The sequence below is a fragment of the Pseudomonas fluorescens genome, from assembly GCF_000968015.1.
In the GTDB taxonomy this organism is placed as follows: Bacteria; Pseudomonadota; Gammaproteobacteria; order Pseudomonadales; family Pseudomonadaceae; genus Aquipseudomonas; species Aquipseudomonas fluorescens_W.
The window spans coordinates 62,220-71,314 of the sequence record NZ_LACH01000049.1 but is presented as its reverse complement, the minus strand read 5'-3'; the positions used below and the strand labels follow the sequence as shown (position 1 = coordinate 71,314).

The 9,095-nt window shown below is 57.5% G+C and carries 13 protein-coding genes; 6 read left to right on the top strand and 7 right to left on the bottom strand.

The window, feature by feature from the left end:
- Window positions 1-165: 165 nt before the first annotated feature.
- Together VD17_RS21370 and VD17_RS21365 are read right to left on the bottom strand one after the other, a co-directional pair.
- Window positions 166-585: an organic hydroperoxide resistance protein gene (locus tag VD17_RS21370; protein ID WP_046055534.1), complete on the bottom strand. Its 420-nt coding sequence runs from the start codon at window positions 583-585 to the stop codon at window positions 166-168.
- 208 nt (window positions 586-793) lie between these two features.
- Window positions 794-1,279: a MaoC family dehydratase gene (locus tag VD17_RS21365; protein WP_046055533.1), complete on the bottom strand. Its 486-nt coding sequence runs from the start codon at window positions 1,277-1,279 to the stop codon at window positions 794-796.
- Window positions 1,280-1,468: 189 nt separating this feature from the next.
- Between VD17_RS21365 and VD17_RS21360 the strand changes: the two genes are divergently transcribed.
- Both VD17_RS21360 and VD17_RS21355 read left to right on the top strand, forming a co-directional pair.
- A complete protein-coding gene (locus tag VD17_RS21360; protein ID WP_046055532.1) occupies window positions 1,469-2,086 on the top strand; it encodes a LysE family translocator in 618 nt (205 codons plus the stop codon).
- A 77-nt stretch (window positions 2,087-2,163) separates the two neighbouring features.
- Window positions 2,164-2,967: a helix-turn-helix transcriptional regulator gene (locus VD17_RS21355; protein WP_046055531.1), complete on the top strand. Its 804-nt coding sequence runs from the start codon at window positions 2,164-2,166 to the stop codon at window positions 2,965-2,967.
- 67 nt (window positions 2,968-3,034) lie between these two features.
- Here VD17_RS21355 and msrA read toward each other — a convergent pair whose 3' ends face one another.
- From msrA to VD17_RS21335, 5 genes are all read right to left on the bottom strand, one after another.
- The gene (msrA, locus tag VD17_RS21350; RefSeq protein ID WP_046055530.1) at window positions 3,035-3,541 is read right to left on the bottom strand and encodes a peptide-methionine (S)-S-oxide reductase MsrA; all 507 of its coding nucleotides are present in this window, start codon (window positions 3,539-3,541) and stop codon (window positions 3,035-3,037) included.
- A gap of 78 nt (window positions 3,542-3,619) precedes the next feature.
- Window positions 3,620-3,826 (bottom strand): GFA family protein, encoded by a 207-nt coding sequence (locus VD17_RS31775; protein WP_440130578.1) that lies wholly within the window; start codon window positions 3,824-3,826, stop codon window positions 3,620-3,622.
- A 6-nt stretch (window positions 3,827-3,832) separates the two neighbouring features.
- The gene (locus VD17_RS21345; protein WP_046055529.1) at window positions 3,833-4,504 is read right to left on the bottom strand and encodes a helix-turn-helix transcriptional regulator; all 672 of its coding nucleotides are present in this window, start codon (window positions 4,502-4,504) and stop codon (window positions 3,833-3,835) included.
- Window positions 4,505-4,523: 19 nt separating this feature from the next.
- Window positions 4,524-5,153, bottom strand: a complete 630-nt coding sequence (locus VD17_RS21340) for a hypothetical protein (RefSeq protein WP_046055528.1) — start codon at window positions 5,151-5,153, stop codon at window positions 4,524-4,526.
- Between the two features lie 162 nt (window positions 5,154-5,315).
- A complete protein-coding gene (locus tag VD17_RS21335; protein ID WP_046055527.1) occupies window positions 5,316-5,747 on the bottom strand; it encodes a nuclear transport factor 2 family protein in 432 nt (143 codons plus the stop codon).
- A 238-nt stretch (window positions 5,748-5,985) separates the two neighbouring features.
- On the opposite strand from VD17_RS21335, the gene VD17_RS21330 reads away from it, so the two are divergent.
- From VD17_RS21330 to VD17_RS21315, 4 genes are all read left to right on the top strand, one after another.
- Window positions 5,986-6,663 (top strand): DUF72 domain-containing protein, encoded by a 678-nt coding sequence (locus VD17_RS21330; protein ID WP_046055537.1) that lies wholly within the window; start codon window positions 5,986-5,988, stop codon window positions 6,661-6,663.
- 132 nt (window positions 6,664-6,795) lie between these two features.
- Window positions 6,796-7,428, top strand: coding sequence for a CDP-alcohol phosphatidyltransferase family protein (locus VD17_RS21325; protein ID WP_046055526.1), 633 nt, complete (start codon window positions 6,796-6,798; stop codon window positions 7,426-7,428).
- The gene (locus tag VD17_RS21320) at window positions 7,415-8,014 is read left to right on the top strand and encodes a lysophospholipid acyltransferase family protein (RefSeq protein ID WP_046049021.1); all 600 of its coding nucleotides are present in this window, start codon (window positions 7,415-7,417) and stop codon (window positions 8,012-8,014) included. The genes VD17_RS21325 and VD17_RS21320 overlap by 14 nt, the downstream gene beginning before the upstream one ends.
- Window positions 8,011-8,958, top strand: a complete 948-nt coding sequence (locus tag VD17_RS21315) for a phosphatidate cytidylyltransferase (protein ID WP_033056640.1) — start codon at window positions 8,011-8,013, stop codon at window positions 8,956-8,958. The genes VD17_RS21320 and VD17_RS21315 overlap by 4 nt, the downstream gene beginning before the upstream one ends.
- Window positions 8,959-9,095 lie beyond the last annotated feature (137 nt).

Here is a 9,095-nt window from a genome sequence, read left to right as displayed (position 1 = left end):
AAGCCAGCTTTACCGAAAGCAGCCAATGAGGTTGCAGGAGAGGGGCTGACCATGCATTTCCAAGTGACTCGCTGTAAAAGCGAAACCGCCAGCCGCCATCACCGCAGAAACGGATATGTACCCCAACCCTAAGTGAACAGCATTAGGCCACACGGGGTGCTTCGGTTAAACCAGATTGATCGTGACGTCGATGTTGCCACGGGTCGCCTTGGAATACGGGCACCGCTGGTGGGCGCCATCCACCACGGCCCGTGCGACAGCAGGGTCCAGACCCGGAAGGCTGACATTGAGGCGCGCCTGGAGGAAAAAGACGTCTTCGGTCTTGCCCAGGTCCACTTCGGCATCGACGACGACGTCGCTCGGCAGGGTCACCTTCAACGCGACAGCCGCCTTGCCCATTGCACCGATGAAACAGGCCGACCAACCTGCAGCCAGCAGCTGTTCGGGATTGGTGCCGCTCCCTGACGAGCCAGGCGCGGAAAGCTTGACGTCCAAACGTCCATCGTCGCTTCGTGCCTCGCCGTTACGGCCTCCGGTCGTGTGGGTCTTGCCGGTGTAAAGCACGGTATCGATTTCATTGATCATGAGGTGGCTCCTGCTGGGGTCTTGGGCTCTTTGGTCTGGGTTCATCGGAGAACGCCAGGTGTTCGACGCCGCCCACTTTTCCACCTTCATGTACTGCGTATGTGTCCTGATTCAGGGGTTGTGTAACGCTGTGTAAGATCTCCAGCGAACATACAGAACGATACAAATCTCCGGGCTATCTGTTGCTGCACCGATACGTGTTCAACCGTTATTCGCGAGGGGTCGTTACACCGTTTGTGGGATCACCTTCTTGCAGCATCTGCGCCAGGATTGCTCGCTCCTTCACGCCCGGTACGACGCCGCTGGTTTGTGCCTCCATTACTATGATGTTGTCCTCGTTGGTCATCGTGATAGCCGCCGTGGCGCGGCCTTTTTCATCGATGTCCGTGATCACCCAATGGCAGGTGATGGTGTCGCCGACATACACGGGCTTCTTGAAGTGGAACGTCATGCCTGACGCCAGCCAGCCGATCTGCCCACCGATTTCGGTGACCAGGCTGGCCGTCAGCAGGCCATGGGAAACCGGCGCCCTGAAGCCGCGGGCTTCGGCGAAACGCGCATCGAAATGCACGGGGTTGTAGTCGCGGGAAATGCTGGCGAAGCGTTGAATGTCTTCCTCACTGAAGCGGCGGGATACCGTGAAGCTGTCGCCCACTTGCAGCCCTTTGGCGGCGCGCTGTCTGAAGCTGATCACTGACTAATCCTTTTATTGATGAGGCGCTCTCAACCGGAAAAACCGATGAGCGTGCTCAATCAATAAGTGGGTTATTGCCACGCGTCAACCTGCAAATCCACCACCCACAAACGTACAAGCCAAGCACCAGATTGCCTGCGTAGACTCCAACGATTCGTATCGCGTTTCTGGGTTGATTGCAGGCAAGTCATGGACATTTTTCTCTACGCTTTCAGCGTGATGTACAGCCCGGGGCCGGTCAATTTCATGGCGCTGAATGCCGGGCTGACGGGAAGGTTTCGGCGTTCCCTGGGCTTTTTCGTCGGAGTGGGCTGCGCGTTGTTGATGCTGTTCATCCTCTTCGGCTATACCGGTGAAGCGATTATTTCCCAGGCGGCGCTGCCTTACATTTCCCTGGTGGGCGGTCTCTATACGCTCTATCTCGCCTATCAGGTTTACACCGCAACGACGGTGGTGCCGGGGGAGGCGAGCGAGCCCCCGGTAGCAGCGCAAAAGACCCTGACGTTCTGGAATGGATTTCTGATTCAGGTGCTGAATCCCAAAGGCATCATGGTGGTGTTGCCGATCACCAGCGTCATGCTGCCGGCGGCGCACATTACCGGCTCCTCCATCGCAATCGTCTCTGCGCTGCTGGCAATCGCCGGTGGCGGGGCGCCGGGTGTCTATTCGCTGCTAGGCGCCATCCTCGGTCGACGTATTACCCGTGAGTCTTACTTCACGGTGTTCAATCGCCTAATGGGCCTGGCGCTGGTGGTCTGTGCTTTCTTCATGTTCCACGCGTTCTATCTGCACGTTCAGGCGACATGAACCGGCTTGAGAGACGTGTCGATCCGTCGTGTTATGGTTTCGAGGGTACACATCTGCAATTGCACCGGTGCGCCACCATGCTAGATCACCCTTCGCAAAGAGACTGGGTCAGACATGCTCCCCAGACTTCGAAGCTTGAGCGGTTCGAAGCGTTCTTCTGCGCGCACGCCTTCGACCCTCATCGACACGACACGTACGCCATCGGCCGAACCGTCGCCGGCGTGCACCGCTTCAATTATCGGGGTGAGTCGAAACTGTGCCTGCCCGGTGAAACCATGATCGTGCATCCCGACGAATCACATGATGGTTGCGCAGGTTCCGAGGCGGGTTTCCGTTATCGCGGCGTGTACGTCCCGCCATCCCTGGTCCAGCAGATTGTGAAGGGCAAGCCGCTGCCGTTTTTCAAGGCGGGCGTCACCGGAGATCCGCGCCTGGCCGCTGCGGCCGATGCGCTGCTCGACGCGCTGGGTGACGAACTGGATTCGCTGGCGGAAGACGACGCCCTCTACACCTTCGTGACGACCCTGGCAGAACTCGCGGGCCAGCCTCCCGGCCGGACAGCCCAGCACTTCGCCGCTGCGGCGCGAGCCCGCGAGTACATTGACGACAACCTTGACCGGCCGATCACCCTCGACGACCTGGCCGATTGCGCCGGGCGGGATCGCTGGAGCCTGTCGAATGACTTTCGTGTGTTCTTCGGCACCAGTCCGCACCGCTATCTCACGCTGCGGCGCCTGGACCGGGTGAAAGCGCTCACCCAAGCGGGGCTGGCGCTGTCGGATGCGGCGATCGAGGCGGGGTTTTTCGATCAAAGCCACATGTCCAGGCACTTCAAGAAGGCGTTCGGTATTTCGCCTTCGCGCTGGTGTAACCCCGCGTAAACGCCCGACCACTGACCTAATGCGTTGCACCGCCGAGATTCGTGCTCACCCGGATTTCGCCGCACTATCACCCTCGTTTAGGCAGTTTCCAGTTTGGCCGAATGAAATGGCAGGTGTAGCCGTTGGGATAGTGTTCGAGGTAGTCCTGATGTTCCGGTTCTGCTTCCCAGAACGGGCCTGCGGGCACGATTTCAGTGACAACTTTGTCGGGCCACAAGCCGGATGCATCAGCGTCGGCCACGGTGTCCTCGGCTACCTGCTTCTGTTCATCGTTGAGATAGAAGAGTGCCGAGCGGTAGCTCATACCCACATCGTTGCCCTGACGATTCTCCGTCGTCGGGTCGTGGATCTGGAAGAAAAACTCGAGGATCTGGCGATAGCTGATCTGGTCCGGATCGAACACGATCTCGATCGCTTCCGCGTGCGTGCCATGGTTGCGGTAAGTCGCATTGGGCACATCACCGCCCGAGTAGCCTACCCGCGTGGACACCACGCCGGGGTAGCGTCGGAGCAAATCCTGCATGCCCCAGAAGCAGCCACCGGCCAGGATGGCAGTTTCAGTTCGCGTCGTCATATACGGTCCCTCCCATCAGTGAATTTGGGATCAGCTATCAATGTACCTCATGTGCTTTCGCTTTTTGGCCGAAAACGCTCACTCGGTCCGCGGCCACCGATCCTCGATGGCGTACCACGGCGCTTTCGATGCAACGCACACGTGTTTCTGTTTTTCACTCAGGAACGGCGTATCCAGCGTGCCTATCGCCACGGACATCCAATCCGAAAACTCACCTTTGGCATCAGACCAGAACAGCGAAGCGCCGCAATTACCACAGAACTGTCGGGCGACGCCTTCGGACACGCCACTTTAGCGGTCTGGTGTGGGGTTTGGCGAGTTGGGTGAAACATCAGGCTCGCTGGCCTTTTCTACGAGTGGTCGCAGTTTGAATCGACAGACATTTCCGCCGCGCACCATGCACTCCGTGTGATCGACTTCACCGCCGCCTAACGCTCCGATCAAGGCCAGGTCCAGTTCGCAAACCACCGGGTGGGCTGCGGCCAAACGGTGGAAGACGCAGTTGTGCGCGACGATTTCCTTGTCATCGGACGAGCGAAAAAACACTTCTGCTTCGTATCCCGCCTGGTTCATGTGCTGCACGATCCTGGCTTCGTCAACCACCTGGGGTTCGCGATCTTTGGCCAGTTTTCGGCCCATGCTGCGCATCAGTGAAGCCAGGGCGTCGTGGCCGATGATGTCGGCCACTTCCTCGATCAGCACACTGGCCAGCATCTGGTATTGGCGAGGGAACTGCTCCCGCGCATGGTCGGTGAGCCGATACAGCTGCTCCGGACGCCGGCCCGTCGGCCGGGTCTCGCCGCGCAGCACCAAGGCGTCACGCTCCAGCGCCGCCAGATGCTGGCGAACCGCGGTGCGTGTCACCGAAAGATGGTCAGCCAACTCGTCAATGCTCATGCCGCCCGCATGGTGCAGCAACGCATTGAGCAGGTCCTGCTGTGTACGGCCCAGTCCTTCCAGCATGGTTTGCCCTCACGCGGTATCAGAACTTGTCCGGGAACTGCTTGACCAGTGCGGCCGTCAACGCATCAGCCAGCGACACGATATGGGTGCGCATCATCTGCCAGGTGCGTGCTTCGCCTGCATAGTCGTGCGCGGCGAGTTCATCGACCTGGGCGACGTGGTGGCCGCCGTGAGCTGACAGCATGGCAACCAGCGTGTTTTCAGGCAGGTTGGGGTTGGCTTTGGCCAGAAACGCCGCAATCGCCTTGGCATTGCTGGTCAACTCCGTGACGGCTGCCTGCTTGCCTTTCGTGTCTTTGGCGACCGTGGCGTCGCTGTAGTGTTTCACCGCGCCCCAGTGACCGGCAAGCAGCTTGAGCAGTTGATCGGCAGCGGGCTGGCCGTAGAGCGGAGCGATGCTGTTGGCTATTTTGGTCGCGTTGTCGACGACCTGATCAGCGGCGACTTTGGCTTGCTGTTTGTCGGCTGCCTGGTTGGCGATCGCGTAATTTCTGATCCAGAAAATATGCTCGACCCAAAGGTCGCGCAAGGCCAGGCGTGTGGTCAGCGCGGCGCTGTCGGCGGAGGCTGGAGCGGCGGGGGGATTCTGACTCCAGGCCGGTTGAGCACAGAACGCCAACAGCATTAAAGCCAGGACTTTGATATTCATGACGGCACCCTCTGGTGATGGGATTGTTCGACAATATCAATTTAAGCATACAAATATGTTTTTATAGGATTCAAGCCAAACTCGCGGATCAACGGTAGATAAATGGGGAGAGTAGGGGACACCGCCGCCTGGCTGACCGGTGTCCCCTTAGTTACGCAAAAATCAGAACTTGAACGCTTGTCGGCCTACCAGCAACCAGTGGCCTTTCTGTTTTTGCCAAATCTGGAAGTTCTCGATTTCGGTCGGAACCACTTCGGTGCCCTTCAGCGCTTGTGCCGAGAAGTGATGGCGGACTAACGCTATGTCACCCGACACGGTAATGGTCTGGTTCTGCATCTCCAGGGTTTTGAATGCGCTTTTGCCGGTTTCGATATCGTCGATGAAGGCTTTCTTGTCCTGGATCTTCCCGCTGGAATGCCCGTAAGTCAGGTTCTCGGCGGTCAGCGCCTTCAGATCGGCAATGTTCTTGTGCAACATGGCCTGCGTCAGATGATCGACGGCTTGCGCAACGTCCTTGTCCGCGGAAGCAGGGGCGGCGGCTACGTAGCCACTGAAGAGGCACAAGAATCCAATCAGCAGTTTCACTTTTTTCATGGGTGTTTCCTTGTTGTTGTGGGTTGTCGGAGCGAGAGTGAAAATATCACTTATCGGTTATCGTACAACCTAGCATGCAGCCGAGAAAAAACGAACTTGCTTTGAGGGCTTGTCTCGAAGTTTAAGGTTGGGACGCTGTTCCGAAAAATGAAGGTGAAAACTCTTGGCCGGGGCGAAGCAGGGTTCGTTGTGTTACATCGGTTGTGCGGGCTGGAATCTGCCTCGTGAGCACTGGCCGATGTTTCCTGCCCATGGCACGCATTTGCAGCGGTATGCGTCGCAGCTGACAGCGGTAGAAATCAACAGCTCGTTTTATCGCCCGCATCGGCCCCACACGTATCTACGCTGGGCGCAATCGGCACCGATGGCGTTCCGTTTTTCGGTCAAGGTGCCCAAGCTGATCACTCATGTTCAGCGATTGCAGGGGTGTGAGCGGCTGCTGGACGAGTTTCTTGCCCAGTGCACGGCGCTTGGCGAATCATTGGGTTGTCTACTGGTTCAGTTGCCGCCGTCACTGGCTTATGACGAGGGCATCGCCACAGAATTTTTCCTGGCGTTGCGGCAGCGTTATGCAGGGGCTTTGGTCCTTGAACCTCGGCATGAAACCTGGCTGAACGCAGACGCTTTATTGGTCGAGCAGAAAGTCGGGCGAGTCGCGGCTGATCCGTCGCCGATAGCCGGTGGAGGGGCACCGGGCGGCTGGCCTGGTATCCATTACTGGCGGCTGCATGGCTCGCCGCGTGTTTATCACAGTAACTATGAGCCAGATCGATTGCAGGCGTTGGCGCAGCAGGTGCAGAACTCCCTGCGGGAGGGAATCACCACCTGGTGCATCTTTGATAACACCGCGAGCGGTTTTGCACTGGGCAATGCCCTGGCTTTGCAGGCGTACATCGACAAGTTTGGTATCGCTTAGGGTTCCTGATCGCTGATGAAAAGCTCAAAAAACACAAACCAAGCAAAGTCTTCATATTGCTGGATGTAGTCAGCGTGACTCGCCATTACACTGCAACACGTAGTAACTCATCATTTATAGGGATATTGGCCAGTGGATGACAACAGAAGGCCCATCAAGACGCGCTCTGCGGGCTGGGCAAAACGCATCACCGACATTCTGGTGAAAAGAGACATTTCCCCCAATCAGATATCCGTCGCCAGCATCGCCTTCGCGTTTGCCGGCGTCGTGGCGCTCAATATTGATAGCGGTGTCATTGGATCGATCTGCTGCGCGGTCGGCATTCAGTTGCGCCTGCTGTGCAATCTCTTCGATGGGATGGTGGCGATAGAGGGCGGCAAGAAGTCCGATATCGGCAGTCTCTACAACGAATTCCCCGACCGGATAGCCGACAGCCTGCTGATCGTAGGGTTGGGGTATGCCATTGGGCAATCCGACCTCGGATGGTTCGCTGCCCTGGCCGCAGCCCTTACTGCTTATGTCAGGGTGTTCGGTGGCTCGATTGGCCTCAAGCAGACCTTCATCGGCCCTATGGCCAAGCAGCATCGAATGGCCGTGATGACCGCAGCACTGCTGTTGAATGCCGTCGAAGCAAACATTTATGGCACTCACTACGTACTGTTGATCGCGCTGGCTGTCATCGCCATTGGATCGGTCGCAACCTGCGTCACGCGAACGCTGGCGATCGCCAAGCAGTTGAAGGGGACCGACCATGTGGATCAGTAATGCGCTGATTTCTGTTCTACGACTGCTGATTGGCGTCACGGCAAGGTGGGAGAGCCCGCCGGATCTCACCCGTCAGCGAATCTATTTCGCCAACCACACCAGTCACATGGACACCTTGGCCATCATTGCGGCCCTGCCGCCCGAGGCCAGGTTAAATGTAAAGCCGATCGCCGCTGCCGATTACTGGGGGAAAAACCGGTTTCTGTCGTACATCTCCCAGAAAGGCTTGAATGCCGTGCTGATTGACCGTAAACCGGCGCCCGGTAAAAATGCGCTGGAGCCCATTTTCGATGTGGTGCAGGCGGGTCATTCGATCATCTTCTTTCCGGAAGGCACTCGCTCATCCGAGGCACTGCCCGGGGAATTCAAATCAGGTCTTTTCCGGTTGGCCGAGACCTTCCCCGATGTCGACCTGGTGCCGATCTACCTGGAAAACCTGCATCGCTCCATGCCCAAAGGCAAACACGTCCCTCTGCCGATCATCTGCACGATCCGTATCGGCAATCCGATGGAAAGGATTGCTGGCGAGGACAAACAGGTGTTTCTGGAACGCGCGCGTAACGCCATTGTGGGGCTGTCGAAATGAGTCTTGAAGCCAAGTTTTTGTGGTTCTTTTTTGGATTGGCATGCTTGCTGGCGATTGCGTCGCTGGCCGGTCGATTGCTGGCCCGGCGGGCCAAAACGGAAGGCGCTGTCTCGACCATCGAAAACCTCAATCAGCGCGTGAATGCCTGGTGGGGGATGGTCATCATCTTCTTCGTTTCCTACCTGCTGGGTGGCAATGCAACGGTCGTCCTGTTCGGTTTCATCTCACTGTTCGCGCTCAGGGAGTTCATCACCCTGACACCGACCAGACGGGGTGACCATAACGCCCTGTTTTCGGCGTTTTTCATCCTGATCCCGCTGCAATACATTCTGATCGGTACGCACTGGTATTCGATGTTTACGCTGCTGATCCCGGTGTATTCATTCCTGCTGTTGCCGGCGATTGCAGTGCTGAGTCAGGACACTGACGGCTTCCTGGAAAGGACGGCAAAGATCCAGTGGGGCGTGATGATCTGCATTTATTGCATCAGCCATGCGCCCGCGCTTTTGCTCCTGGATCTGGAAGGTTTCGCGGGCCAAAACGCGCTATTGCTGTTCTATCTGGTGTTTGTCGTTCAGTTGAGTGACGTGTTGCAGTACGTGTTCGGCAAGCTCTTCGGCAAACACAAGGTCGCGCCGCTGGTGAGTCCGTCGAAAACGGTCGAAGGTCTGGTCGGTGGCGGCCTGTCTGCAACGCTGATTGGCGGCTGCATGTTCTGGATGACCCCCTTCAGTTTCTGGCAGTCCCTGATGATGTCGTTCGTCATCGTGGTGATGGGCTTCCTTGGTGGTCTGGTCATGTCGGCGATCAAACGCAGTTTGAGCGCCAAGGACTGGGGAACCATGATCAAAGGTCACGGCGGCATGCTCGACCGGATGGACTCGATTTGCTTCGCCGCACCGATCTTCTTTCACCTGACGCGCTATTTCTTCTCCGCTGCCTGATTCGGGCGCCCTCAAAACCGAAAAAACATACCGCATGTCGCAAAGACATGCGCGTATGGACATTCGCTTCAATAACCACTCGTGCCAGCCGATATCCCCTTTAGCAAACCAATCCGCAGTGGGCTTTACGCCACTGA

Coding starts and splice junctions, on each gene's coding strand:
- VD17_RS21320 (WP_046049021.1), top strand. CDS start 7,415: ATGTGGATCAGTAATGCGCTGATTTCTGTTCTACGACTGCTGATTGGC.
- msrA (WP_046055530.1), bottom strand. CDS start 3,541: ATGACGACGCGAACTGAAACTGCCATCCTGGCCGGTGGCTGCTTCTGG.
- VD17_RS21335 (WP_046055527.1), bottom strand. CDS start 5,747: ATGAAAAAAGTGAAACTGCTGATTGGATTCTTGTGCCTCTTCAGTGGC.
- VD17_RS21340 (WP_046055528.1), bottom strand. CDS start 5,153: ATGAATATCAAAGTCCTGGCTTTAATGCTGTTGGCGTTCTGTGCTCAA.
- VD17_RS21355 (WP_046055531.1), top strand. CDS start 2,164: ATGCTAGATCACCCTTCGCAAAGAGACTGGGTCAGACATGCTCCCCAG.
- VD17_RS21360 (WP_046055532.1), top strand. CDS start 1,469: ATGGACATTTTTCTCTACGCTTTCAGCGTGATGTACAGCCCGGGGCCG.
- VD17_RS21370 (WP_046055534.1), bottom strand. CDS start 585: ATGATCAATGAAATCGATACCGTGCTTTACACCGGCAAGACCCACACG.
- VD17_RS21345 (WP_046055529.1), bottom strand. CDS start 4,504: ATGCTGGAAGGACTGGGCCGTACACAGCAGGACCTGCTCAATGCGTTG.
- VD17_RS21315 (WP_033056640.1), top strand. CDS start 8,011: ATGAGTCTTGAAGCCAAGTTTTTGTGGTTCTTTTTTGGATTGGCATGC.
- VD17_RS21330 (WP_046055537.1), top strand. CDS start 5,986: ATGTTTCCTGCCCATGGCACGCATTTGCAGCGGTATGCGTCGCAGCTG.